Source organism: Sutcliffiella horikoshii (assembly GCF_020524325.1).
Classification (GTDB): Bacteria; Bacillota; Bacilli; order Bacillales; family Bacillaceae_I; genus Sutcliffiella_A; species Sutcliffiella_A horikoshii_D.
Genome location: NZ_JAIVKY010000009.1, coordinates 265,404 through 291,692 on the forward strand (window position 1 = coordinate 265,404; position 26,289 = coordinate 291,692).

A 26,289-nucleotide genomic window follows, 5' to 3' on the forward strand; every position below is an offset into this window, starting at 1 on the left:
TATTCGAGGCAAAGGCATTAAGTGGGCTTACAGTTTAAAAACTAATTCTACATCTGTCGAATTTTTTTCATGTGGTAATTTCACTTTCTTGAAGATCATCTTGATACCCTGAGGATCATCCGGTAATGGTGGGTCCACGATGAAATTGAAAGAATATTGACCAGATGACCCACTTCCCCCTTGCATTCTGGCATGGTATTCTTTGCTTCCTTCTATTGCAAGCTCATATAAACCGGGGTCATGCTCTTTCGGAGAGTTTTCTTCCCAATCAATATTTAAATAAACCACTGTAGCGTTCTCATATTGACGAAGATACGCTATGTAGTACATTTTTTCATCAACAATAGTAGATTTGAAAATCTGAACAATTTTTCTAAAACCTGTTGGTTCTAAAACTGGACGATAATAATCATCTCTCATTATCAAATTAAAAAGAGCATGCAATTGAGATTCATAATGTCCATACTCTTGTGCCCATTGGGATATGTAATCAAGTGGAGGGAAGCCCGGATTACCATTTGTAACCTCCCGCCTAGTTTTTAATAGTTCACAAATTTTTTCATCAATTCCAAGTGCTTTATTATCATAATAATCAGTGGGACGTTCAAACGGCATAGATTTCCACATGTCATATTCTCTCCTTCAAAATGCTTACCTGACTATCTTATAAATCCCTTTCTTATCACGAAGCTCACAACCATTTTTCTCAAAAATCTTTATCATATTGGCATTGTTCACATCCGTGCTGCCGACATAGTAGGTTGCATGGAAATGCTTGAGTAAATGCATACTTATTAGGTGAATATTCGCTCCAATTCCTTGACCTCTTAGGGCTGGCACTACTCCGAAATAAAATAATCTCCCTTCATCTTTCGTGCCCATTTCAATATGAGGGATGCTGATTCCTGCAAAGGCTCCGTCTTTCAAAAAATAATAGCAATGCTTGCGCCATTCCTGTCCTAGTTCATTTTCTAGTGAACTCATCACCTGGGATATTGGTTGTTTCGTATTTTTGTTAGCAGAGACCGACCGGCAAAGCTCATAAAGCTCTGCATATTTTTGATCATCCATTAACCCTTCTGCAAGAGAGTGCGGAACTATTTGATTTTCCGTACTCTGCAATTCCTTTAAATCTCTTGTGTATTCAACGATACTTGAAATCTTACTGAACTTCCTCTCAAGCAACCAGCTTTCAAATTGTTCATCCATTAGCAGGGACAAATATCCAATCTCTAAACGCTCCCAATTCTCTAGGATAGCTGCCAATTCGTGTATGTATGATTCAGTTGAACCTTCTTCCTTTTTGATTTGATCAACAAGCCAATACTCCTGTTTATTTTTGATGACATTAAATAAGTTCATTTTTTCTCCTCCCACTCAAAAAATATCATATTAAAATATGGAAATCTAGAAATTATTGGAATACACTTATTGAGTGAGAGTTTTCTTTAATGGAGGGTACATATGTTTTGGTTAAATATGTTGTTTATGTTTATTATCGTTTTTTCCATCATGTATCTAGCAAAGTGGTTTTTACGGAAACTATTTAACATCAAAAAGACTAAAAAGAAGCTCTTTTCTTACAATCATATTAATAAATGGCACGCCAAAATTGATTGGGGAATAAGGATCGTTACTGTGATTGTAAACTTTATTCTTATTTTCCTGATTTCTTATGAGCGTATTTCTATTTTAAGTATCTCATTGGTTCTTGTATTAATAATTATTTCGGACTATTTGGTGCGGGCTTTCTTTGAATGGAGATATACTGATAATCCAAAAGAAGCGATTTTAACCGTTAGTGACATGGTTATATTACTTGTTTCTGTCATCCTAGTTTTTGGGATGAACTTATTAAATTTAAATGTTACCTAAAGCGGAAAAAGCAACCATCATCTTGGTTGCTTTCAGGATTTGGACTTCTAAAATTGCATGCTGCAGTGCAGTAGGCTTTTTTTTGCTGTAGGTGGTGACGGAAGTGGCGGATATCAAGAAATTTTGCGATATATCAAGAAATTCAGGGTGGATATCAAGAAATTTCGTAATTTATCAAGAAAAACAAGATAGATATCGAGAAATTTCACAATATATCAATAAATCCCTACACATTTCAACAAGCTTAAAGCAACCATCACCTTGGTTGCTTTTTCAGGTAGGTGCTATCCTTTAACAAACTAAACCCAATTTTCTTTAAAGCATGTTCCAGGTTGGACTGAACAAGGATATCACCTGTCTCAAATCCAATACCGATTGCTTTTATGGCAACATCCGGGGTGATTCCGGTTAAGATTGGTTTTACTCCTATTATATGGAGGAGGTTAACTATCTTAAGTAAAGAGTAACTGACTAATTCATTTATTTTCCCTATACCAGAAAGGTCGATAATTAAATAGTCCAAGGCTAGGTCCTGACTTTTTTCTAAGGCAAGGGTAATGATGTTGTCTGCTCGTTGTTCATTGACATTACCTGTTATCGTAAGGGCGGCAACACCTTGTGTGATCGGTATGAATGGAACGGACAGGCTCCGAATTTGTTGATATGCCTCATCTAGTTCTAGAACATATGTAAGCAACGACCCCATTGTTTCAAAAACTTCGATAAGCTCTTCTCCCAAATTATGCGGCCTAGTATCCAATCCACATAGTGTTCCATAGTTTCCCCCATCCTCATAGTAAATAGGGATTCCTATAAAGCAACCGCCGCCCAGACTTTTGGTCACCATCATGTCCTTTGTCAGGTCACTTTGCGTAATGTCCGGAATGATTAGAGGCTTACTCCCGTGGTCCACAGATAACTTGCAGAATGTCTGCTCAAATGGAAGGGTGCCACCTTCTTCTAGCAAAATATCCTTTTTATTGAGAACTTTCATGATTTTGTTCGTGCATCGGTCGTTTTTGGCAATGAAGAGAGTATTGATGTCGAGTAGCCTGCTCATCATTTTCAGGATATTATCTGCTGCTTCATCAAAATTTTTGTAGATCATTTTTTGTGTGCTATAAGAAGTGTTTTGCATTACACGTTTCCCTTCTCTGGATTATGCATCCTATCTCTATAAAATAATTATGTAATAATAAAGTCCATCTTATTCCCCTTTCCCTATTTTCTATCTTTTTAATCTACTTATTTACATCAATTTCGCTTTAATCTATGAATTTATCAGAATATTTTCTAATAAACTAAATACTAGGTCATTGTTCACGATATTAACTAAAAGGGGCGATGGTTAAAATGGGATTGCTGGTTAAATACCGGTTTCTAATTATAAGTATATTTTTAATACTCTGGTTTCCACAGGTTGTTAACGGGGAGGCAGCATCCACCGCTATTACTTCCTCCGAGTCCCAGCCGAACAAATTCATAGTCATTTTATGTACGCTTGCCGTGATTCTACTTTTCTCTCTTTTTAAATGGTGGAAAGACAGAAAAACTACTTAGGGAGAAGTCCAAGCATGCCAAGCCAAGTCTCATATCCTATAGGAAAGACTTTTTATGGGAGTGAAATGGGATGGGAAATGCATGTCTGGATTTCAATATCAGAGCACAGTTTACTTTTTCTGTGAGTGACCGGGATCTGAGCCGTATCTTAAATGGACTAGCTGAGGAAAGCGTGAATATCAATGGCTATTTCCAGACGCTTGCCGGCAAGAAGTTCAATTTTGTCCGCATGGTTGTAGGTACCTCGATTGCAGAGAGCGAGCGCGACTTTAGGGCGGTTCGAAAGGTGATGAAGCAAGTTGGTGTTCGTTACAGGGAGAATCAGGTCATTCAACTGCTTGATAGTATTTCTGGTGTTCCCGGTCAAGTCAATGCCATATTTGGAACGCTGTGGTGCAAGATGCAGGTTCGCGCAATTTATCTTGGGGAGGATAATAATATTTATTTGGATGTTTCCAATATTGGATACGCCATTCGGTTGTTGTCGGAAGAGAACCCGCCTCGTTGTTTAGATTGAAGTAATGCCTTTTCCTCGTGTGCTGCATATTATAAGGTAAAACTCAGGTTGAGGGAGTTGTCTGCGATGCGTGAAATGCCGGAAGTAGTGGAGTCTTTTGATTATTTGATTCGGACGCAGTTTTCTTTCCAGGTGGACGATTGGGCATTAAGTTGTATTTTGGATGGTTTGGCAGAGCAAGAGATTAATGTAAATGCCTACTTTCATACGAAACTGGATGAGGATACACATCTTGTAAAAATAGTACTTGGCAATAGCAATGGCGAAACAACAAGAGATCTACAGGGAGTTCGTAGAGTTTTGCGCGGGTACGGCATTCCTTTTAAAGAAAGACAGGTTATTCAGGTGGTAAAGCTGCCGGCTGGACAGTCCGGACAGCTTAACGACCTTTTTGGTGCGCTCTGGTGTGAATTGCAGGTGGAAAGTATGTATATAGGTGAGAACACTAATGTGTTCCTCGATACTTCTGATTTGGAACGAGCAATCGAGATTTTATCACACTCTGATTTAATTCTCTGTCCAAAAAATTGTTAGAACGGGACGTGGTCCTCGATTGGCGTTGTTATGTTTTGCTCCCAATCCTTGCGTGTGATGGCATAGCCGACGGAATCAAAAAGCTTATCGTTTTGTGGCCAGGCACTTCGGTGGTAGGCTTCTTTGACGTACCCGCTGTTGTGGAAGGTTTTGCGCATCGCCAGGTTGTCGTGGCGGGTATGACCTTCGATTCTGATTAGGTGCGGGTAGGTGGTGAATGCAAATTCAGTGAGCCATTTTACAGCATGGGCGCCGCGGTTTTGACCTCTTGCTTGTTGTTTGAGTCTGATGTCGAACAGGCAAGTCGGATCTTCAATGTCGAAAAGTCTGAACATACCGATGACGGTATTGTTTTTGTCTTGGATAAGGAAAGTCTTTGTGTCAGCGTTTGTGTAGTTGCCTTGTTGGATGGAAGCTTGTATGGCTTCCTCTGTCGGGTTTTCGGTTCCATGGTATGGCCAGGTTTCTGTTGTCAGCAAATGGACAAGGTCTCGTTCATTCGCTTTGGTGAGTTCAGTGTATGTTTGCATGGTTTTTAGTTTCCTCCTTTTTGGGTGGATTCCATTTGCTCCCATTCCTCGCGCAACATGCCCATCCGGATGGAATCGTACAACTTGCCCTGGTAGGTTCGAACATTTCGGATGCGGGCTTCTTGGGTAAAATTCAGTTTGGCACCGACTTTTACCATGCGATGGTTGCCGGACCAGGTTGTGTAACCTACTCTCGGAATTTGCGGTTTTGTTTGGAAAAGGTGGTCGGTCCATAGTTGGATGGCCTCAGTTCCAAAGCCGCCGTTCCAGAATTCCGGCAGGTAGATGATGATGCCCATTTCAAGCCAATTGGAAGGTTCGTGCTCCCAGTAGTAGATGACGCTGCCAATGGTTTGGGGTTCTTCGTTAGTTGTTTGGATAAGGTAAATGGAGTCCAGACCTTCGTTTAGTTGTTTCGTCATCTTCGATAGGTAGGTTTCCTCGTCGATCATTTCAAGTGGGAAGTATGGTGCGTCCCATTTTTTGTATTCTGGATTTGGGTCGCCGTACATTAGGTGATAGAGTAGCGGCAAATCTTGGATGGTGAGCTGTTTTAGTTGGATTTTGGTTCCTTGGATGGTGGTTTGAGTAGAAGTTGTCATACGTAAAGGCTCCTTTGAGTTAGGTAATTAAGTAATTTACGTTTTTAGTAGAGTTTTAGTTTCATTTTATTGTTTGATTAAGATTTTTTCGTGGGAATATATGGATTCTCGATAAATTGAAGTGTTTTTTCGATAAATTGAATAGGTTTTTTGACTAATTGGACCGCTTTTTTGACTAATTCCCCTCGTTTTTCGACTAATTCCCACCAAAGGATTCAGCGCTGCACAATTTCACAAAAAACCAATCGCCCAGCCAGAGCAACAACCTCTTATAGTAGCATAGCAATTTTTAAACAATCGTTTGTTCAAGAAAAAACTAGCCTCTTGCCTCCCAACGGTTTCACACAAAAAATCAAAATTAACTTTTGAGATTACTATATCACAAACAAAAAACAGGCCTCCATCCCTAAAGATAGAAGCCTGCTCCCAAAATTAACTTATTCTCCCAAGTCCACATTATGATACACACGTTGCACGTCGTCGCAGTCTTCCAACGCATCGATCAGCTTTTCAAACTGCTCTTGCGCATCTCCTGGAAGTTCTACTTCGTTTTGCGCTAACATTGTCAACTCTGCTACGGTGAATTCTTCTACGCCTGCGCCTTTTAACGCTGTTTGCACGGCATGGAATTGATCCGGCTCTGCGTACACGATTACCGTTTCCTCTTCTTCCATGATGTCACGTACGTCTAGATCCGCTTCCATCAACACTTCAAGCACTTCGTCGGAAGTTTTTCCTTCGAATGCAAATACAGCCGTTGCGTCGAACATGTAAGCAACTGATCCACTTACGCCCATGTTACCGCCATTTTTTCCGAATGCTGCACGCACTTCGGATGCTGTACGGTTTACGTTGTTTGTTAGTGTGTCTACAATTACCATTGATCCGTTTGGTCCAAACCCTTCGTAACGAAGCTCGTTATAGCTCTCTTCTCCGCCGCCTTTTGCTTTATCGATTGCGCGGTCGATGATGTTACGTGGTACGTTGTACGTTTTCGCACGCTCTAGCACGAATTTCAACGCCATGTTGGATTCTGGATCTGGCTCGCCTTGCTTTGCTGCTACATAAATTTCAAGAGCAAATTTAGAATAGACTCTACTTGTATTCTGATCCTTTGCCGCCTTTTTTTCCTTAATGTTGTTCCATTTACGACCCATATATATTCACTCTCTTTCAGAAATTAAAAGATATAACTTGTTCTATTATACATCAACTTCCCAGAGGGTTTCGAGTGATTTCCTTATACATCTCGAGAAATCTGGTTGCAACCTTTGATAAATAGTATTTTTTCATCCAGGCAACCCCGTATTGAGACGTCAGATCCTCATCCTCCACCAAATACGAATGGACTTTTGCTCCAGAAAATATATGCATGGCACTCTCTGGAACCAAGGTTGTTCCAAAGCCTTGCTGGACAAGACTCGATAGCAACGTTAAGTCCGAACTCGCACACACAATGTTTGGTTCAATTCCTCTTTGTGCAAAAGCCTGCAGAATATAATCGAAAAGGCCTTGTCCTTTTGTGCTTGGAAGAACCAGTGATTGTCCAGCAATCTTATCTAAAGTCAATGATTCGTGCCAAGCTTCCCTACTGACAAAATAGAATGGTTCCCTCTTTAGCATAAAGTGGGCAAATTCATCTGATTGTACGGGAAAACGAATCACTGCCAAGTCTATTGCACGTTCACGTAAATGTTGAAACAAATGACCTGATTCATTTTGATGAATTTCATAGGTTACCAAAGGATACTTTTCTTTGAATGCAAATAACAATCTGCTAAGCGAAATTTCAGACAGCGTGTTCACCCCAATTTTCAAAGAGCCCTTTAATCCCTCACCTACTTCCTTCACTTCCTCCATTCCTTCTTCCATCAGTTTGGTGACCTGTACCGCATGGTGATAAAGCCTTTCTCCCGCTTCAGTCAGCCTAAGCTTTTTTCCTTCGCGATGTACAAGACTTACTCCCAATTCTTCTTCCATCAACTTTAATTGTTGGCTTAATGGAGGCTGGGACATATGTAATTTCCGTGCAGCCTGTGAAATATTTTTCTCTTCCGCAATGACAGTAAAATAGCGCAATTGCCGGATATCCATCCAGATTTCATCTCCTATATTTTTTTCATATGATTCCACAACAAAACAAATATCATCCATATGGTTTTACATATGATACCATATATTTGGAGAGAGGCAGGAGAATAGAATGAGAGCGATTCTAATTCTTATTATACTTAACTTAATAGTGATGATTGCTTTACTTATTGATGCAAAATCGACATCTGAAGGAACCAGGGTCCATGTAAATCAACATTTTTATGCGCACGTTGAACTACAAATGCAACTAAGAAAGGAACTTCTATGAATAAATTATTCTCATCGTTTACGATGTTTTCTTCCATACAATGGCTCTTTTTCATTTTCGCCAATACAGTCGTGGTTCCGTTATCGGTCGGGGCCGCTTTTGATGTGTCACCGGAAGTAAGCCGGATGATGCTGAGCGCCTCCCTGCTGTTCACGGGGCTGGCATGCATCTTTCAGGGCTGGTTGGGGCATCGTTACCCGTTGCTCGAAGGACACTCTGGTTTATTATGGGGCGTCATGTTGAACCTTGGACTTACCGCCTCGTCACTCGGTATGAGTTTCACGGAGATTGGTGGAGGCGTTGCGACAGGACTGTTGCTTGCGGGTGGATTTACGATGCTGCTTGCAGTCTTCGGCTGGACATCCGTACTGCCACGGATTTTCACGCCGATGGTCATGACGGTGTATCTTTTCCTATTAACCTTTCAATTGATGATGGTATTTTTCCAAGGAATGCTTGGCATTTCAGAGGATGGCGTAATGAACGTACCTGTCAGCATCCTTTCTGTGATGCTGGTCATATTTGTAAGTGTGTTAAAAATAAAAGCACCAAGGGTTATCGGGAACTTCGCGATTCTCATAGGGATTGTCGTCGGATGGATTGCCTATGTGCTGCTGTTCCCTGGTAGCGGTCAGGATGCGCCAGCTGCAGCTTTTGCCTTTGACCTGTTCCCGCTTGGTGCACCGAACCTTGAATACGGTATTATTGCCGTCGCATTTTTCGCCGGGGTGTTGAATATGAGTAACACGATCGCCTCCGTTCAAGCGGCGGCAGACCTTTACGGTGAGACAGCCAAACCGGGACAATTCAGAAACTCCTTCTTTTTTACCGGTTTGTTTTCTGTCATCGCATCCTTGTTCGGCCTTGTCCCGTACACACCGTTCACGTCGACGATCGGATTTTTACAGAGTACGCGAATATTGGACCGAAAGCCGTTTTTCATCGGTGGTATCATGCTTGCCGCTATCGGGCTTGTACCACCGTTGACCTCGTTCTTGGTGACGATGCCGATGACAGTCGGGAATGCAGTGCTGTTTGTGGCGTACCTCCAACTATTCGGGACTGCGTATGGGAGTTTGCGAGGCGCTGTTTTCAACTCGGATACCATTTTCCGTTTGGCCGCGCCTGTATTATTGGGAGTTTGCTTGATGAACACTTCGCCGGCCGTGTTTGGTCCTTTGCCCGTGTTATTGCAACCGTTCCTTGCGAATGGCTTGATCATGGGCGTGCTTCTTTCGATTGTGTTGGAGAAGGTGACGAACTGGGGACAATTTGAGGATAAGGCAGTTGAGCATAGCTGATCCTGGGGGATTGGCTATGCTTTTTATGTTTCCCTCACCCTTTCTAGTGGTAATATAATAATCACAGAGAACTAGGAGGATACCATCATTCGCCAAATAGAATTTACATACGAAGTCACAAGACACGCTTTATCCGCGCTGGTTGATCACTTTAAACCTTGGCGCTACGGGAGAATCCTCTTTTATGTAGGGGCTTTTATTTTCAGCATTTATTCTTTAATTGATTTGCTTAAAATGTACGGAGAGGTGCCTACTGGAATATTTGCCCTGTCCACCGTTATGGCATTTCTTGTTCCGTTAGTGGTTGCGTTCCTTTTAATAAAAGTCGTCACTTTTGTTGCTGGAGTCATTTTGTTAAGGAAGCCCATTTATGAGGATGAAATGGTGGTGCACTATCAGGAGGGGGATGATTTCTTCCTTGCGGGTCATGCAAAATTCCACTTAAACGACCATTCGAAAATAGAAACCAAGGACTACTATATCTTTTATAAGGGAAAGCAGTTACAAGACGGAATTGCGATTCCAAAGCTGTCATCGCTTGATGAAGGCTATGAGGAGCGAGTTGGGTTTTTGATTAAGAGAGTAAAATGAGCAAGAAGCCTTTCGCGGATGTGGAGAGGCTTCTTGATTTTGTGCAATAAGGTCTTTTTAAAAGTGGTTTTAGGTAATTAGCTTGGTTTTTAAGTGACTGAGTCTATTTTTCGGATTGGCACCACCCAATTGAAACGTGAAAATGAGGATATCCATTGTAAATTCGTTTTATCCATTGTAAAAGTAATATATCAATTATATAAATGATATATCCATTGTAAGGAGCAATATATCCATTGCAAAAATGATATATCCATTGTAAGCTTCCACCTTAAGAATCCTTTGCCGGTACAGGCTCCTCCTCAAAATAACAAACCCCAAGAATATGGCCGTCCGGATCCTTAAACTCGAATGACAAAACCGTTCCGTAATCCACGACGTCGTCTACCGGAACTCCGCGCTCCCGCAGTTTCTGATGCGCATCATATATATCTGAAGAATAAAAGTTCAATAGACAATGAGATCCCGGCGTCACTTTTTCCGCCCGCACAAGCGTCAGTGGTGTCTCCCCCATCTCAATTGCTGCATACCCATTCTCCACATCATGCCACCTGACCGAAAAACCAAGTACATCTGTGTACCATCCAATCGATTTCTCCATATCAGTTACCTCAAGGAATACCGTATCAATTCTTTTGAATAACTCACTCATGCAAACCGCTCCTCACCATAGATTCTTCGAAAGCTTTATTTTCGATATAACACTAAATACTCTCCGAGATCCTCGGCACTTTGAATCCTTGAAATCTCCTCCTCCTGCAGTTGGAGCGTCCGATTCTCATAGCTAATGCCAAAATGATGAAGGGGAACTCCTTTTTCTTTTAAGGCTTGTAAAAGGAGAAACGCCCTCTCTATTTCCGTCTCACTGTTAGCGCTGTTCACTTGAATATTATCAAGTGAGACACCTACTTCAACTGTTGCGTGCTTTTTATAATCGGCTCTAATAACCTCTTTTGGTTCAGTTTCAGGTAAGATCAAACTAACACCATAGTTAAAGTGGTCTGGATAATATTTTTCAACAATTGGACCAACTTCTTCTTTTGCTTTAAAGCTCCAAACCTCAGATGCATACCCATCTTCCGTCTGACCTGTATACCTATTCTGCCCCACATAAAACAAAAGATTTGGTTCGTCTTTTACATAGGCATAAGCGTTATATTTTCTCGTATTGAAAAAATCAAACGAGATATCCTCAATCACAAAATCCTTTCCATACTTTTCTTCCAAATAGACTTCAAATGCCTGCTTGTTCGTCCATATCCCCCAAGGAGAACCCCAAAAGACTAATGACACAAGCAAGGCCAGGACGATTCCCCCTGACCCCCACCATATATATTTTCGTTTCAGCTTACATTCCTCCAGCTTTTCGTTTTTTCCAATCTTCCGCAAGCATTCCGTACACCGCATGATCTACATGATGGTCATACAGCCATTCCGCTTGGCGAATCTTCCCTTCCAACGTAAATCCGAGTCTTTCTGGAATCGACCTGCTTTTTACATTCTCCACCGCGGCACGAATATCGACGCGGTTCATTCCAAGCTCGATGATGGCATAGTCCGTCAGTGCTTCCGCCACCCTCGTCATGATGCCATTTCCTTGATAATCCTTATCCAGCCAGTACCCGATGTATGCCACTTTGTTTGTCCAGTCGAGTGTGTTGTAGCTTGCCGCTCCTACTATTTCACCCTTGTAAAGAATCATCGTTGTCATCGCTTGATTTTCCGCGTAACTTTGTCTGGTTCCTTTTATGAAATTTCTAGAGTCCTCCACCTTCTTAGTGAAGTCAAGCCAAGGCAACCACTCACGCAGATAATCCCTTGAATTGTCGGTCAGCTCAAACAGTCGCTCCGCATCTTTTTCCTCTGCTAGTTTCAAAGATAGTTCCTCGTCAATTTTATGTATGAACATGGTTTTGTCCCCCTAAATGATTTGTAGTTTTTTCAATGCATACTCAATTCCATCTTCACTGGATTTTTTCGTGACAAAGTCAGCAACGGATTTCAACCTGTTGCTGCCGTTGCCCATGGCGATACCATAGCCAACAAGCTCTAGCATGTCGATGTCATTCTCCCCGTCCCCAAATGCGACCGCATCGGACTTTTCGATACCGAAGTAGTTTAATATTTTCATAATGGCGACAGATTTGGACACATCTTCTTGTAGGACGTTCAAAATGAAAGGGTGCCATCTTCTGAATGTTAAGTGTGGGAATCTTTCTTTATATGGATCCATCATTTCTTCCGCAGCAAATAAGCACATGAGATAGACTTCCTGCTCCTTGCTGTGGTCCATTACCGAAAAGTCCTCTAAACCTAGTACCCCAAGTGTTTCTTTCAAGGCTTGGGAGATTCTTGGCTCCTCCACTTCGTTCATATGAAAGCCTTCTGTATAAAAAGAAAGACCATGATTTTGTTCGGAAGCAAACTGAACTACTTCTTCCATCACCTTTTTGTTCAGCGGAATTTTGTGAACGACCTCTTCTAAATGCTTGGCATACCCTCCATTGGCTGTGATAAATGTATCAATTCCAAGCTCCCGAATCTCTTCACACATCGACAGCGGGCGGCCCGTTGCAGCAACCACAATGATTCCTTTATCTTTTAACGCTTGGATGGCGGCTTTTGTTCTCTCTGAAATACTGCCGTCCTCGTGATGCGTGATAGTGCCATCAATATCGAAAAATACTATTTTGCAATCCATAACATTCCCCTTATAAAACCATTTTTCTTTTTATCGGCTCAAATGCTCATGAATCAACTTCCATTCTTCCTTTTCTTTTACAAAAACATTGGTTGCGCGTCCGCTTCCTGAGATGAACTCCCCGTTCATGTATCCTTGAAAATAAAAAGTATAGAGGCACGTCGCGGTGCGCTCATCCACCGCTATCCACTTCACATCTTTAGCAGCGTATACTTCCTCTTTGATGGTGTCCCATGCGTTTTCAAAAAAGGCACGGATTTCTTCTGTGGTCGTGCAGGATTTATTTGTGAACCAGTAGACCACATCGTTGTGGAGCATTCTTTCCACATTATCGAAGTTGTGTGTGTTGGTTGCTTTGATGTATTGATTTAATGCGATTTGATAATCCATAGTCATTCTCCTCTAACCTTAGTCGATACACATACTGTTCTCCCATCCGTCCCATTACTCTTTTTCCACTGTCTTCAAATCCCGCTCTTAGGTACACCCGTTGTGCCGCTTCATTCCGTACGTTTACTGCCAATACTACCTCATCCACATGAGGGAAATTACCCTCCACATAATCAGTTAGCAACTCTAGTGAAGTACCTGCAATTCCCTTTCCTTGAAAAGGAACCGCAACCGAGTAAGCCCGTAACAGCATAGCATTAGGATTATCGGTGTAGCTTGGAAGCTCCGCCCCCTGATATAGCACAAAAAAACCTGCAGGCTGCCCTTTCTCCAAAATAACTATGGGATGCCGCCTCTTATCTGTTTCACAAGCTAATAACGCATCTTTAGGGTGTGAGGTGAATTCTAACTGACTTTCAGTAAGCTCATATTTTAATAGTTCTTCTAAATATTCTGGTCGATAGCCTTCTAGGATTACCTCTCTTTTAGTAAGATCTTTTTGATTACAAGAGCTAATCAGCTCTTTAGCAAAATGGATGGTTGCGTTTACTCGTTCTTCGTTCGTAGTAAAGATTCTGTCTTGATTGCCTTTCCTTATATTCATTGCCTCTTGTATGAGCCCCTGCCATTTAGGTTCAAGTTCACGCAGTCCATACTCCCCTGCAGCTAACTTGGAGATGATATCCTGCTCCCTCAATGTGTAAAATTGTCGCAGCAACCCCAGCACTGTCCATTCCATTTCGGTTTCAATAATCTCGACCGGGTATGTCATTAACTGTTCTTTTTTCTGTTCCATGGCAGAAGTTCTTTTGGCCCAGTATTCATTCATGTTTTTTCGTACACAGGTTGAGAGATCTTCCGTTGTTACGTCATGGGGAAGTTCGCTAGCGGCCGGCCCCAAGATCGTTACGCCTTTGTTCTTGAGCAACCACCACGTAATTGGAGTATCGTGGACCGCTTTACCAAAGGTCCCTTCGTTATAAAAATAACCCTCAGCTGCTAAGTCAGCAGATTGCACGTATATGCCATCCAACTGTGGCTTTTTGCATGTTTCTGCAAGTTCCAGATGGATATTTTTCAAAGTAGCTGCGTCGTCATTTGTTAGCTTCCTGCTGGTCACCGCAACAAAATCAATGTCACTTTGCCCTTCTATGTACGCATCAATAACAATAGATCCGTGAAGGTACATACCTTCTAGCAATCCTGGTAACTCTTTATTGCACTTATCTATAAAAAGGGCTAAAACCTTTTGTACGTTTTCTGGAATTCTGTACATCACTATCACCTTTTCTTTCAAAATACACTTTCTACACTTTTCGACTCTTTGCATGTTTTATCCTTTTTCAAACCCGAAAACAGAATAAAAAAGCTAAAACACGAAAATTATCATTGAATAAACATGAAATAATTGGAATGAAGTTGAAACTAAACATCGGGGTGATGATTTTGTTTACAGATGAAAGACGGGGAGAAATTTTGAAAGTTTTAGAGCAGGATGGAAGAGTGTTGGCTAAGGATTTAGCCGATCAATTCCATATGTCCATTGATTCCATCCGCAGAGACCTATCCATCATGGAAGAACAGGGGTTATTGAAAAGAACCCACGGGGGTGCAATTCCAGTTGCATCCGTTCGTACCATGCCACGCCCACCTGGGGAGCGCTTTGGGGACGGCACGGAACACCAAAATGCCATTGCAAAAGTGGCTGCCGCGTATGTAAAAGCTAACCAAACCGTTTTTATCGGCGGGGCTTCGATTCATTATGTGTTACTCAAATATTTGCCAAAGGATATTCCGTTCACGGTGCTGACTAACTCGCTTGAAATTGCGTATGCTTTACGAGCTTCTGAAAACATCTCCACGTTTTTGATTGGCGGGAATGTGAAAAGCTCAGGTAACATCACAGATGCATTGGCCAATGAATTTGCGCGACAGTTCACCGTAGATTTATGCTTTGCAACGGCAGGGGCACTTTCTGTAAAAGGTCTGAGCACTGCAACGCCAGAAGTGGCGATATTTTATAAAACTGTTTATGACAATTCGAAGAAACTAGTCGCCATGTTTGAGCACACGAAGGTCGGCCAGGAGATGTTTGCCGGTATGTATCCGACTGGGAAATTGGATGTGGTGATAACGGATTCGGAGACCGATAAGGAGAAAGTTGATGCCTTGAAGGCTGCCGGGGTAGAGGTTTTTGTGGCTGGAGTATAGATTTATAAGGAGAAAGCGACAGGGAGGATGGGTACTGTCGCTTTTTTTAATGAAATGTATGGATATTAAGCGATGATTTCACTGTAATTCGCTGAGTTGATGCGGAAATGCACAAAGTTCGTGCCAAAACGGCCCGAGTTCATGCCGAAACACCTCAAGTTCGTGCCAAAATGCTCAGAGTTCATGCCAAAACACCCCGAGTTCATGCCAAACTCTATTTTCCACCAGCTCTGCTCTCCAAGAACGATTCCCAAATCAACTACTCTCCCCTCTCATACTCCTCCCGCAACAACCCATAATAAGCTAAATCCACAAATTTTCCGTCCCGCATCGCATGCTGGCGCCAGGTTCCCTCGTGCTTCAAGCCTACTTTCTCCATAATGCGCCAAGACCCGGGATTATCAACGAATGCACCCGCGAACACCTTGTTTAATCTCAGCGTGTCAAACCCATATGCAACCATCGCTCGTGCCGCCTCTGTCCCATACCCTTTTCCCCAGTAAGGACGGCCAATCCAGTATCCAAGCTCGCCGCGTTTAAAAGCAAGCGTCTGCTTGATATTAATGATCCCTACTAGACTTTCGCTCTCTTTTTCCACCACCGCAAAAACCACTAACCCTTTCTCCTCTGCTGCCCACATGCTTTGAATGAAGTCTGCCGCAGATCCCACAGGATATGGATGCGGCACGTTAAGCGTGGTTTTTGCAAGTTCATAGTCACTTGCCAGTTCTTCGACACGACGGGCGTCTTCCAACTTTAATCTACGTAACAATAGTCTCTCTGTCTCCAAAAAATTCGTCATGCTCCTAAACGTCTCCCCTCATAAATATAGAAAATCCAAGTAATATTTTCCTATTATATACATCTTCCCGCCACTGTCCATACTCCTAAACTATCATTTATCCAAATTTTTACTAGTCACTCAAAACTCTCCATTCAAAAAAACAGGGAAATTTCCCCACACACTTTACCACGTTACCGCATCTTAAGTCATAGCAGATCCTGTCAAATCTTATCGTTTCAACACCGTTCAAGTTCTCCTGACCTTAAAAATAGTCTGAATAGTCTGTTTACCAAACCTTACCATACCATTAAGATGAACTTGTCGAAATATCGAAACCCGATATTTTCGTAACACTAAATATTTAGAGGGGATGGGTTTATTTGAAGAAAATCTTTATTTTAGCTGCAGTAGTATTCCTTATTTTCGCCGGTCTATTCTCCGGTGGACCATCGTCGAACGCGGCGAGTTCCTTACAAGAGTTCAAAAGCAAAGGAAAAGTAAGGGTCGTTGATACTCAAGGCAAGCAAGGTCCACCATCCTTTGTTGCTGGAATTCTATCAGAAAAGCAAGCAAAGGCAGATGCGAACAATGCGAAAAAGTTCCTTGGTAAGCATAAAGACTTTTTCCACATGAACAATCCTGAGAAAGATTTGAAAGAAGTAAGATCAACAACCGATGACCTTGGGATGACCCACGTACGCCTGCAACAAACAAAAAATGGCGTTCCAGTCGATCGAAATGAACTGAATGTGCATTTTAACAAAAAAAATGAAATTACGACTGTAAATGGAAACTTCGATACGAAATTAGACTCCTTAGAAATTAACACCACACCTTCCATCCAAGCGGACAAAGCGGTAACAGAGGCAAAGGCAGCGGTTGATGCTCCTGCAGAAGTTCCGGTTGAGTCATCTGAGCTAGTAATCTATCCACTTGAAAAAGACTACCATCTTGCTTACCGAGTAAATCTTGAGTTTTTCGAAGGCGATGCTGGTAACTGGTATGTGTATGTGGATGCCCACACTGGAAAAGTGTTAGATCAATTTAACGCGATGACTGGCTTTGGATTCTTTGAAGACATCATTGGAACGAACGAAGTAGAAGGTTCTTCCGCTTTAAAAGTAGAGCAAGGTCCAAATCCGAAAGCCGTTGAAAATGCTGGGGAATTAAAGCCAGCGCGCGGTTCTGGCTTAAGTACGACTGGTTTAACAAAGCTGTTGAACCTTGCACATGGAAATGTTCCTGGCAGTGGCGAGGGATCCCAGTTCTTCTTGGCTGATTACACCACTCCAGATATGGATGGAATTTTCACTTATAATATGAAAAACACATCCAACCAGATGTGGTTATACTCCAACAAGAATGCTTCATGGAAAGATGTAGAATACACGGGAGACAGTAGCACATGGGAAACAGTAGGACAAGGTCCGGCAGTGGATGCGCACTCCAACTCCCGTATTGTGTATGATTACTTCTTAAATGAGCATGGCCGCAACTCTCTAGATGGGAACGGGATGGCAATCAATTCTCGCGTTCACTTCTGGAAAGAATACAACAATGCCTTCTGGAGTAATGGAATTGCGATGATGACGTACGGAGACGGCGACGGAAAACAATTCATTCCTCTAGCTGCTCTTGATGTAACAGCCCACGAAATGGTACACGGCATCACTCATTACAATGGCGGACTTCGCTACCGTTTTGAAACGGGTGCCATTAATGAAGCATATTCTGATACCTTTGCGGCACTAGTGGACGATAGCAACTGGGATATCGGCGAAGATATCATGGGTGAAGAATGGTTAGCAAACGGCAGAACGGCCCTTCGAAGCAACGAAGACCCAGGGAAATTCCCGACAGGTGCTGTTTACTGGCCTTACAGCCTTGACGGAGAAGGTCGCTATCCTGCTCACATGGATGAGTATTACTACCTGCCTGCCAACATGGATAATGGTGGCGTACACATCAACTGTACGATCCTTCAGCACTCCGCCTACCTTGTAGCGGAAGAGTACGGCATGGGCAGAACAGTGGTTGCGGACACTTGGTACCGCGCGTATGATTACCTCCACTATGACGCTTCCTTTGCAGAGTTCCGCGAAGCGATTTTACAGTCTGCCATCGACCTATATGGTGAGGGCAGTGACGAATACAACGCGTTCTTGGGAGCATTTGACGACATCGGCCTTTATGAGGGCTGGTCTGTGAATGATAATCCAAGAGCACCACAGTTTTAAAACGAAAAAACAGTGCCGATTCTAAACTTGGCACTGTTTTTTCTTTATTTTTCTAAATAATGCACACTAAATTTCTCTTCATCATCCGTCCACACTTTCCTCGGCTTGAAACCGCACTCCAATGCCATCGTCTGAAACTGACCAATGGAGTATTTATAGGAGTTTTCAGTGTGAATGGTTTCGCCTTCTTGGAAGAAAAACTCGTTTTCCCCGATTATCACGGTTTGATTACTTTGGCTCTCAAGGTGCATTTCGATTCTACCCTGATGCTCGTTATAGTACGCAAGGTGCTCAAATTGTTTTTCGTTAAAATTTGCCCCAAGCTCTCTATTCAATCTGGTCAGAAGATTGAGGTTGAATGCAGCCGTAACGCCTTTCCTGTCATCGTATGCCCGTTCCAGTGTTTCCGTATCTTTTTTCATATCAACACCGATGAGGAATCCATCACCATCATCCAACAACTTTGCGGACTTCATCAAGAAATTCCGCACCTCCACCGGCTCGAAGTTTCCAATCGTAGACCCTGGGAAAAATATCACCTTCTTGCCATCCGCCTCTAATGGCAAGGTAAGTGGACCGGTGTAATCCCCACAAACCGCCTTTATCGTGATATGAGGGAACTGCATCGCAAGCTCTAGGCTAGATTGGAAAAGAAAGTCCCGAGAGATATCGATGGGCACATATTCTTTCAGACTCGCAAAATTGTGAAGCAGTGCCTTAATTTTGTTGCTGCTTCCACTGCCATACTCAATCAAAGTGTGAACATCGCCAAAAGCCATCGTAATTTCTTGTATCTTTTCGTTAAAGATCTTCATTTCCGTCCGCGTTGGATAGTACTCCTCAAGTTCCGTTATCATCTCAAATAACTCTGATCCCCTATGGTCATATAAAAACTTAGAGGAAATGGTTTTCACTGGAGCTGAGAGACCTTTTACGATTTCATCGCGCATGTTCTCTTTTTCTATATAAAAATCGTAACTCTGAATATTATTTTCTAATAATCTCATAGCGCATCCTCCGCCAATCGGAATCCGCTGAACTGCCAGCGTTTGTCCGCTGGAAAGAAGTTGCGGTAGGTGTTTCGAATATGATTTTGCGGTGTGGCACAGGATCCGCCGCGCAGCACCATCTGGTTGCACATGAATTTAGCGTTATATTCGCCAAGTGCCCCTTCAAGCGGCTTGCTGCCCGGGTATGGGGAGTAGGCGCTTGCTGTCCATTCCCACACATCGCCAAACATCCTCGATCCGGCTGATTGATTGGATGCTGCTGGATGATAGTTGCCGGTATCCATCGTATTCCCGTTTATCTCAAGATCTCTTGCGGCATGCTCCCATTCCTCTTCTGTCGGAAGACGCTTGCCTCTCCATCTGCTGAAGGCATCCGCCTCATAGAAGCTGACATGCACAACCGGTTCATTTGGATCTAGCTTCTTCTTGCCTGCGAGCGTAAAGATGGACCACTCTTCGTTTTCTTTACTCCAGTAAAGCGGAGCCTGCCAATCGTTCTTTTTTACTGTATTCCAGCCGTCGGACAGCCAGTAATAAGGCTTCTGATATCCTCCTGCTTCAATGAATTCCAGGTATTCCCCGTTCGTGACAGGGTGATCGGCCAACTTAAACGGCTCCAGCCACACTTTATGGTTCGGGCTTTCATTATCAAAAGCAAAGCCATCACCGTTATGACCGATTTCAACGAGTCCTCCGTCATAAGTGTGGAAGGATGGTTCTCTTTTTTGTGATGTTGTGGAGTTGGATTCTTTATAGACTGGATGCAACGGATTAACGAAAAAATTGTATTTTACATCCATCAGGATTAACTCTTGGTGTTGTTGTTCATGCTGCATGCCGATTTCTATGAGGCTATGGATTTTGTCCCTCTGTTCGGACTTGGACTCCTCGTGTTGCTCGAGAAGATCCACGACATAATTATCAATAAAACTGCGGTATTGGAAAATGTCTTGGATGCTTGGTCTTGAGAGGACGCCGCGTTGATGCCTTGGCTGAAATGGCCCAACCGTTTCGTAATAGGAATTGAAAAGAAAATCGTACGTTGGATGGAATTCTCGGTAGTTCTCGAAATACTCTTTGAGGACAAAGCGCTCAAAGAACCAGGTGGTGTGGGCCAGATGCCATTTCGGCGGGCTGACATCCGGGTGTGATTGAATAATGAAATCCTCTGTTTCTAATGGTTGAACAAGCTTCATGGTGAGGTCACGCACATTCATAAATCGTTGGGAAATTGATTTTATCGTCTGTGTTTCCATGGATACCGCCCCTTTTATTGGATTCTAGCTTTGTTCAACTACATTTCCCTCTGCAGGGATTGGCTGGTTTTGGAGCATTTTTGAAAAATGTATTAGGTTATATGCCATAATTTTGGCATGCTCCATCGTGAAATTATTCTTATGTCCTTCCGCTTCAATATACGACTCACCCGGTCCCGCTTCGCCAACCCAGTATGTATCCACATTCGGCGGAATCGTAAAGCCCATATGCGTCAAGCCGTATAAAATAGATGCAGCCGCATGCTTCGCGCCATCTTCGTTCCCTGTTATCACCACACCTCCCACCTTGTTATAGTAAATATATTGACCTTTGTCGTTCGTTAGTCCACTTCCGCCATAAAGCCTCTCCATCACCATCGTTGCGACACTGCTCTTCTCACCAAGCCAAAGCGGGGTTCCGATGATGACAATGTCCGCACGCATCACCTTGTTGAACACTTCCGGCCATTCGTCACCGTAACCTTCATCCTCGCTAACGCCGAACTTAATATTGTAATCTGCAATTCTCACAATTTCGGATTCTACGTTTTCATTGTTGAAATGCTTGATGACCTCTTTCATCAGAGCTTCTGTATTGGATTCTTCGCTGGAAGATTTGAGTGAACAGTTAAGGAAAAGCGCTTTTGTCATATGGGGGTGTTCCTCCTTTTGGGTAATTGAGTGGAAAATATTATTCTTTACCCTATTAAAGGAGATTGAAACGTAAAAAGATACATTTGGAGGGTGTTGTTTTGGTTAAGAGATTGTGAAGGGTGGGTGGAATGTAGGGGGGCGAGGTTGTACAGCCATCCATATGAGAATTTCAAGGTGATTTTGACATTTATCCAACAACTTTTGAGTTTTATCCGCGAGTTTTTTGATTTATCCGCGAACTTTTAGATTTATCCGCCACTTTTGCATTTTATCCACTACTATTGACTAGATAACCGTCATTCGACACCTTTCGACACAATCTTAAGGCGGACTGCATCGAGAATCCAGCCCGGCTCCCCCCTCAAGATACCTTCCGCTCCTCCAACTCCGTATCCATAAACCTAAAATACGGTAGCAACATTCCTACCAACGCGACAACTGCAATCATAAAACCTATCAAAAAGTACAACGGCCTCACTCCCCACACCTCACCAAGCATACCGCCGACCAACACCCCCAGGGGCATAACACCTCGAATGATAAACAGCCGAACAGAAAAGATCTTGCCCATCAAATGGTTAGGGATAATACGTTGACAGAGAACCGTATTGTTAATGCTGAAGACCGCCATCACCACACCAGCCACCACTTCGAGCACAATCGCAACGATTAAACTGCTCTCATTTAACCCTAGCCCGACAAAAGTCAATCCGCCAATTGCCAAACCTCCAAGCATCACAAGACGCGTACGACCAAAAGAAATTCTCCCCACCAACAATGCACCCAAAATATACCCAACAGGAAATCCCGCCATAAAATACCCATAGGCAGCATAACTCCCTCCTAGCTCGCCGGTAATGTAGGGCAGCGTCGTCACCATCGTGACCCCCACGCCAAACTGAACGAACACAAGGAAAAATCCCAGCCAAACCACGATCCGCTGCTTGAAAAAATAGGAGATCCCCTCTCCAAACTCCTTCCACCATGTGCTCCGAACACCCCTCATAGGTGCTGGTTCTTTTACAAACCACAACAGCCCTCCACTTAATCCAAGAGTGGCAACCACAAATATCAGGGTCAAATTAACCCCTATGTATTCAATCACCAATCCCCCAAGCAAGGGAGCAGTAAAGCTCATCAACCGCACCGAACTTTCTAACAAAGAATTGGCCTCTTTAAGTTGATCCACGGCAACAATCGTCGGGGTAATGGCATGATTGGCCGGCACATATAATGGCGTGATCAATCCGACCACCACCTGAACGACAAAGATATGCCACACTTCTAAATGGCCAGTACTCCAAGCCACCAAAGGAACCACAAACACCGCAGCCCGTGTCCACTGCGAGAAAATCATAGTCCACTTCCTTCTCCTTCTATCAATAAACGGACCAATAAAAAGTTGAAGGATTAGCGACGGAATAAAATACAACAACCACATGGAGCTCAAGGCCATCGTCGAACCTGTCAGCTGGTACACCATGATCGAGTTGCAGAAGGTCCCAAAAGCACCGCCAAGTTCGGAAATCACGTTTCCCGACCAGACATAAACAAAGGAGCGATTCCTCAAAAGCCCCTTCATCAATCAAGATACCTTTGCAAGTCTTCTGCCATAAGATGCACGGCTTGCTTTCGTAAGGTGTAAACTCCATCCTTGCTATCTACAAGTTTAGCAGCACGCAGGATTTTTAAGTGATGATGGATAGTTGATTTTCCTAAATCTAGTAAGCCGGTCAACTCCTGCAGGGTGCATTCCTTTTCAGAGAGGTGCTTGACCATCCGCAATCTTGCCTCATCCCCCAGTGCCTTAAATTTTGCCACCAAAAAGTGGTCCGGGGTGTACGGATCATTTGGTGAAATACTCTCATCCGCCACAGGGTAATAAAATATCTTCGTTCCCTCCATATCCGCTTCTATATTCCAGGGACGGTAAATTTGCTGCGGAACCAACAATACCTCTTGCACATTCGGCTCCGCACGATAGTCAATCCCACCTGTCGCCCACTCTACCAGTTGTTCTGTGGTGAGCTTCTTCTCCATCTCTTGCTTAGAGGCGACATCCCTCTTGAGCATCTCACAGATCTCCAGCTCGGATGGTTGCACGAATTCCTCATACCACTTGCTCATGACGGTTTTGAGGTGGTTTTTTAAGTGAGTTGTTTCCGTTTCACAAATGAACTGTATGTAATTTGAAAAGAAGTTGTGTTCTTTGGTCTCCTTCATCAAGCTCCGACAAGCCTCCATGTCCCCCTCAGAAGCCTGCCTCCTCATTTCTTGAAGCTCCTTGCCCAAGTAAGGCAAAGAGTAAAACTTTAGTTGACTCTCCTCAAGCTCTTCTATAAAAGAAAGAAACTCCTTAAGATCTTCACAATGATGATAATGACAAAGTTGCAACAAGGTTTTCCACGTGTTGTGCTTCTCTACAAAAACCAAAGCAGCCTGTAATTCAGATGACAAGTTGTCCCGGAGATTGCTCCAATAGACTTTAGATTTTTCCATGGAATTGTGTAAAGGGGTATTGGTTATTGCTGCAATGCCCAACGCGCACTCTAAGAGAATGGATTGCCTGAAAGATACTTGGTAGGACTCTCTTTTTCTGTTTGTAATGTTTAGGAGTTTCATAATTGGCGAACACCTCATTTTATGTTTATAGAATAAAAAATTCTATAAATGTAGAATGAATCCCTTTTTTATTCACAAAAAAAAACGCCTTCATCGAGAAGGCGGTCATTCAACAAGCTATTCTTTCAACCAAACTTTCTTAAAATTAATAAATCCATAAGCATCCTCTTCTACTTCATTCAATAGCGGATGAAAGGATTTGCTTTTCATGGGGTGATACATAAAGAGATAGATATACTCACTTAGGATAAATTGTTCCATTCGCTTGATGATAGACTCTCTATTTTCAGGAGACTTGGAACCTATGATTTCCTGTATGAAACCTTTTATATATTCCAATTGTCCATCCGATAAATATCGCTGGAAAATTTGTTCTTTTGTCAAAAAGGAACTTATCAGTGATAGATGTTTATCCTGCGAAAAGACTTCCCCCATCAACAACATGTCTGCTTCCTCTATAGTATTACTATAGTATTCCATCAGGGTAAAAGTTTTTAAATTTACCCTAACTCCTAATTCCTTTAGCCTAGATTGAATCCACTTCGCTTCTTGGACGTAGTCTTCCTTATCTAAACATAGTAGAGTCAATGTTTCTCCTTGATATTTAGAAAGGGTAATTGCACTAACTGCCTCACTAAAACATCTACGGCCAGGAGAATTGGAACTATTTATGAAGAACCCTGTCGCCAATTTGACTGGTTTTTGCATGATATCTTCGTTCATTCGCTCTACATCAAGTGCGTGGTACATCGCCTTGCGATACATTTTATCGTTAAATAAGCTGTTTTTCTTAAAGTTAAAGGCCAAATATCGAAAGCCATTCTCCAGATTTTCTATGGTGTTTTCATGAGAGTCTTGATTCGAGATTTGGTAACTCAAATGATTTCCCCTCTTAAACTCCGGAATAAATATTTCTACCTTCTCTAAATGTGGTCTCATTTGAAAATAGTCCTTGAAAGCCTCTAACGTAACTTTACCTCCTGACACTTCCGTTAATCTAAAAGCACCGGTTGTCACCCATTTTTCTTCACTAAATTGATAGTTTTTCGGGAAAATAATAAGATTCGGGGAACTTAAATATCGCAGAAAAAATGAGTTTGGGTACTTTAAAGTAATTTTTATAACGAGAGGAGATAAACATTCCATACGTTGAACCCCTTCCATAAGCCAGCGGAATGGACTATGGCCGGATAGGAACTTCTCAAAAGTACTTTTCACATCTTCACTTGTTAAGTAGCACCCATCATGGAACCTTACACCTTTCCGTAAATACAATGTCCATTCTGTATAATTGCTGGCTATCTCCCAATGGTGGGCCAGATGAGGCTCTAATTCATCCTGCTCTGGGTTTAAGGTTGTCAGTTTTCGTGTTATAAACGTTTTTAGCACATCCTCATTTCCACCCAGATTGAACTCACTTTTTAACCGATTCAAGAATTCACTTCCCCATTGATCCGGTAAAGGCAAGGTTAAAAGTTGGATAAGAGGCTGGTAATCATTCTTTTTTATCAGAGACTCCACATAAGCTTCTAGCTCGGTGCGAAAAGAGGAATGGAAGATAATCTTAGACTTGTTCCCCCTTCCTCTAGCAGGAAAATAAGAAAGCACCCCTTCTTTCTCATAATTTTCTAATCTTCTCTTTACATTCCGCTTCGAACATATCCATAACTCAGCCAATTCTTGTTGATGAAAAAAGGCGATATTTCCAGTTATATTTGTTTGAACAAAGGCTCTCATTTGAAAATAATAGTATTTTTTCATCGTAGTTGCTCCATATAAAAGTTGACATTTTTCAGTTAATTATACACTTTTTCTACTAGCTTGATTGGTGCAAAATAAAACTATACCGCGGAAAGGAAGTGCTGATATGGAAAACACATGGAAGCAAGTCGATCAATTTCTAGAGAGAAAGACACAAAAAAGGGATACTGATTTACAGCATATCTTGGAGAATAATAGAACACAAGGTTTACCTAGCATAGACGTTTCACCAAACCTTGCAAGTTTCTTACATACCTTGGCAACAATAAAAGGGGCAAAACGAATACTGGAAATTGGAACACTCGGGGGCTACAGCACCATCTGGCTTGCAAAGGCTGTGCAGCCGGTTGCTGGGACAGTCACTACCCTTGAAATAGATCCTCATCATGCAGAGGTGGCTAAACAGAATCTGCAGTCTACTGGACTTTCGGAACTTGTAGAAATCAAAGTAGGAAGTGCCCATCACAGTTTAAAAGAAATGATTGCACTTCACTCCGAGCCATTCGATTTCATCTTTATCGATGCGGACAAAGAAAGTAGTGTCGCTTATTTCCAAGCTGCCCTTCAACTTTCCAAATCAGGGACGGTCATCGTGACAGATAATGTTGTCAGAAAAGGAGAAGTAGTGAACGAGAATAGTGATGATAAAAGTGTAAGAGGGGTTAGGGATCTGTTTGACTACATCGAGAACTTGGAAAATGTGAGTTCTTCTGCTCTGCAAACGGTTGGCTCTAAGGGGTATGATGGCTTTTGTGTTAGCGTGGTGGAATAAAGGAGACATACCCGCTCCA

General features: G+C 42.5%; 29 protein-coding genes. 8 read left to right on the forward strand and 21 right to left on the reverse strand.

The window, feature by feature from the left end:
* Positions 1-27 precede the first annotated feature (27 nt).
* Complete coding sequence (locus tag LC091_RS15925; RefSeq protein ID WP_226683010.1) at positions 28-627, reverse strand: hypothetical protein; 600 nt, start codon at positions 625-627, stop codon at positions 28-30.
* 24 nt (positions 628-651) lie between these two features.
* Positions 652-1,362, reverse strand: coding sequence for a GNAT family N-acetyltransferase (locus LC091_RS15930; protein WP_226683011.1), 711 nt, complete (start codon positions 1,360-1,362; stop codon positions 652-654).
* A gap of 102 nt (positions 1,363-1,464) precedes the next feature.
* On the opposite strand from LC091_RS15930, the gene LC091_RS15935 reads away from it, so the two are divergent.
* Positions 1,465-1,875 carry a DUF4181 domain-containing protein gene (locus LC091_RS15935; protein ID WP_226683012.1) on the forward strand — a complete coding sequence of 137 codons (411 nt, stop codon included), beginning with the start codon at positions 1,465-1,467 and terminating at the stop codon, positions 1,873-1,875.
* Positions 1,876-2,131: 256 nt separating this feature from the next.
* On the opposite strand, the gene LC091_RS15940 is transcribed toward LC091_RS15935, so the two are convergent.
* Complete coding sequence (locus tag LC091_RS15940; protein WP_226683013.1) at positions 2,132-2,983, reverse strand: STAS domain-containing protein; 852 nt, start codon at positions 2,981-2,983, stop codon at positions 2,132-2,134.
* Between the two features lie 522 nt (positions 2,984-3,505).
* Between LC091_RS15940 and LC091_RS15945 the strand changes: the two genes are divergently transcribed.
* The gene (locus LC091_RS15945; protein WP_226683014.1) at positions 3,506-3,952 is read left to right on the forward strand and encodes a hypothetical protein; all 447 of its coding nucleotides are present in this window, start codon (positions 3,506-3,508) and stop codon (positions 3,950-3,952) included.
* Between the two features lie 66 nt (positions 3,953-4,018).
* On the forward strand, positions 4,019-4,486 hold the full coding sequence (locus LC091_RS15950; protein WP_226683015.1) for a hypothetical protein: 468 nt from the start codon (positions 4,019-4,021) through the stop codon (positions 4,484-4,486).
* On the opposite strand, the gene LC091_RS15955 is transcribed toward LC091_RS15950, so the two are convergent.
* From LC091_RS15955 to LC091_RS20540, 5 genes are all read right to left on the reverse strand, one after another.
* A complete protein-coding gene (locus LC091_RS15955; protein WP_226683016.1) occupies positions 4,483-5,016 on the reverse strand; it encodes a GNAT family N-acetyltransferase in 534 nt (177 codons plus the stop codon). The genes LC091_RS15950 and LC091_RS15955 overlap by 4 nt on opposite strands.
* Before the next feature lie 5 nt (positions 5,017-5,021).
* Positions 5,022-5,618 (reverse strand): GNAT family N-acetyltransferase, encoded by a 597-nt coding sequence (locus tag LC091_RS15960; RefSeq protein WP_226683017.1) that lies wholly within the window; start codon positions 5,616-5,618, stop codon positions 5,022-5,024.
* Positions 5,619-6,055: 437 nt separating this feature from the next.
* Positions 6,056-6,775, reverse strand: a complete 720-nt coding sequence (locus LC091_RS15965; protein WP_226683018.1) for a YebC/PmpR family DNA-binding transcriptional regulator — start codon at positions 6,773-6,775, stop codon at positions 6,056-6,058.
* A gap of 52 nt (positions 6,776-6,827) precedes the next feature.
* Entirely contained in the window at positions 6,828-7,772 is a 945-nt protein-coding gene (locus LC091_RS15970) for a LysR family transcriptional regulator (RefSeq protein ID WP_226683019.1), read from the reverse strand.
* Positions 7,773-7,876: 104 nt separating this feature from the next.
* Positions 7,877-8,134, reverse strand: a complete 258-nt coding sequence (locus tag LC091_RS20540; RefSeq protein WP_226683105.1) for a hypothetical protein — start codon at positions 8,132-8,134, stop codon at positions 7,877-7,879.
* On the opposite strand from LC091_RS20540, the gene LC091_RS15980 reads away from it, so the two are divergent.
* A complete protein-coding gene (locus LC091_RS15980; RefSeq protein WP_319003680.1) occupies positions 8,034-9,281 on the forward strand; it encodes a uracil/xanthine transporter in 1,248 nt (415 codons plus the stop codon). The genes LC091_RS20540 and LC091_RS15980 overlap by 101 nt on opposite strands.
* A gap of 279 nt (positions 9,282-9,560) precedes the next feature.
* Positions 9,561-9,872 carry a hypothetical protein gene (locus LC091_RS15985; RefSeq protein WP_226683020.1) on the forward strand — a complete coding sequence of 104 codons (312 nt, stop codon included), beginning with the start codon at positions 9,561-9,563 and terminating at the stop codon, positions 9,870-9,872.
* A 271-nt stretch (positions 9,873-10,143) separates the two neighbouring features.
* Here the strand turns inward: LC091_RS15985 and LC091_RS15990 are convergent, their stop codons facing one another.
* Genes LC091_RS15990 through LC091_RS16015 form a run of 6 tightly spaced genes read right to left on the reverse strand, consistent with a single transcriptional unit; the run spans position 10,144 to position 14,239 of the window.
* Positions 10,144-10,524 carry a VOC family protein gene (locus tag LC091_RS15990; protein ID WP_226683021.1) on the reverse strand — a complete coding sequence of 127 codons (381 nt, stop codon included), beginning with the start codon at positions 10,522-10,524 and terminating at the stop codon, positions 10,144-10,146.
* A gap of 35 nt (positions 10,525-10,559) precedes the next feature.
* Entirely contained in the window at positions 10,560-11,261 is a 702-nt protein-coding gene (locus LC091_RS15995) for a hypothetical protein (protein ID WP_226683022.1), read from the reverse strand.
* Positions 11,221-11,781 (reverse strand): GNAT family N-acetyltransferase, encoded by a 561-nt coding sequence (locus LC091_RS16000; RefSeq protein WP_226683023.1) that lies wholly within the window; start codon positions 11,779-11,781, stop codon positions 11,221-11,223. Before LC091_RS16000 ends, LC091_RS15995 begins: the two co-directional genes overlap by 41 nt.
* A 12-nt stretch (positions 11,782-11,793) precedes the next feature.
* On the reverse strand, positions 11,794-12,573 hold the full coding sequence (locus LC091_RS16005; protein WP_226683024.1) for a Cof-type HAD-IIB family hydrolase: 780 nt from the start codon (positions 12,571-12,573) through the stop codon (positions 11,794-11,796).
* 30 nt (positions 12,574-12,603) lie between these two features.
* Positions 12,604-12,963, reverse strand: coding sequence for a YybH family protein (locus LC091_RS16010; RefSeq protein WP_226683025.1), 360 nt, complete (start codon positions 12,961-12,963; stop codon positions 12,604-12,606).
* The gene (locus LC091_RS16015) at positions 12,902-14,239 is read right to left on the reverse strand and encodes a GNAT family N-acetyltransferase (protein ID WP_226683026.1); all 1,338 of its coding nucleotides are present in this window, start codon (positions 14,237-14,239) and stop codon (positions 12,902-12,904) included. The genes LC091_RS16010 and LC091_RS16015 overlap by 62 nt, the downstream gene beginning before the upstream one ends.
* A 170-nt stretch (positions 14,240-14,409) precedes the next feature.
* On the opposite strand from LC091_RS16015, the gene LC091_RS16020 reads away from it, so the two are divergent.
* On the forward strand, positions 14,410-15,174 hold the full coding sequence (locus LC091_RS16020; RefSeq protein ID WP_226683100.1) for a DeoR/GlpR family DNA-binding transcription regulator: 765 nt from the start codon (positions 14,410-14,412) through the stop codon (positions 15,172-15,174).
* A gap of 259 nt (positions 15,175-15,433) precedes the next feature.
* Here LC091_RS16020 and LC091_RS16025 read toward each other — a convergent pair whose 3' ends face one another.
* Positions 15,434-15,976 (reverse strand): GNAT family N-acetyltransferase, encoded by a 543-nt coding sequence (locus LC091_RS16025; RefSeq protein ID WP_226683027.1) that lies wholly within the window; start codon positions 15,974-15,976, stop codon positions 15,434-15,436.
* A 362-nt stretch (positions 15,977-16,338) separates the two neighbouring features.
* Here LC091_RS16025 and LC091_RS16030 point away from each other — a divergent pair, with 362 nt between their 5' ends.
* The gene (locus LC091_RS16030; RefSeq protein ID WP_226683028.1) at positions 16,339-18,195 is read left to right on the forward strand and encodes a M4 family metallopeptidase; all 1,857 of its coding nucleotides are present in this window, start codon (positions 16,339-16,341) and stop codon (positions 18,193-18,195) included.
* 44 nt (positions 18,196-18,239) lie between these two features.
* Here LC091_RS16030 and egtD read toward each other — a convergent pair whose 3' ends face one another.
* The 6 genes from egtD to LC091_RS16060 form a co-directional block, all read right to left on the reverse strand.
* Positions 18,240-19,202, reverse strand: coding sequence for an L-histidine N(alpha)-methyltransferase (gene egtD / locus LC091_RS16035; RefSeq protein WP_226683029.1), 963 nt, complete (start codon positions 19,200-19,202; stop codon positions 18,240-18,242).
* Positions 19,199-20,461, reverse strand: a complete 1,263-nt coding sequence (gene egtB, locus LC091_RS16040; protein WP_226683030.1) for an ergothioneine biosynthesis protein EgtB — start codon at positions 20,459-20,461, stop codon at positions 19,199-19,201. The genes egtD and egtB overlap by 4 nt, the downstream gene beginning before the upstream one ends.
* A 24-nt stretch (positions 20,462-20,485) precedes the next feature.
* Positions 20,486-21,112, reverse strand: a complete 627-nt coding sequence (locus tag LC091_RS16045) for a flavodoxin family protein (protein WP_226683031.1) — start codon at positions 21,110-21,112, stop codon at positions 20,486-20,488.
* A 364-nt stretch (positions 21,113-21,476) separates the two neighbouring features.
* Complete coding sequence (locus LC091_RS16050) at positions 21,477-22,697, reverse strand: MFS transporter (RefSeq protein ID WP_226683101.1); 1,221 nt, start codon at positions 22,695-22,697, stop codon at positions 21,477-21,479.
* Positions 22,697-23,737: an ArsR/SmtB family transcription factor gene (locus LC091_RS16055; protein WP_226683032.1), complete on the reverse strand. Its 1,041-nt coding sequence runs from the start codon at positions 23,735-23,737 to the stop codon at positions 22,697-22,699. The genes LC091_RS16050 and LC091_RS16055 overlap by 1 nt, the downstream gene beginning before the upstream one ends.
* Positions 23,738-23,854: 117 nt before the next feature.
* A complete protein-coding gene (locus LC091_RS16060; protein WP_226683033.1) occupies positions 23,855-25,498 on the reverse strand; it encodes an ABC transporter substrate-binding protein in 1,644 nt (547 codons plus the stop codon).
* A 106-nt stretch (positions 25,499-25,604) separates the two neighbouring features.
* Between LC091_RS16060 and LC091_RS16065 the strand changes: the two genes are divergently transcribed.
* On the forward strand, positions 25,605-26,270 hold the full coding sequence (locus tag LC091_RS16065; RefSeq protein ID WP_226683034.1) for an O-methyltransferase: 666 nt from the start codon (positions 25,605-25,607) through the stop codon (positions 26,268-26,270).
* Positions 26,271-26,289: the final 19 nt, after the last annotated feature.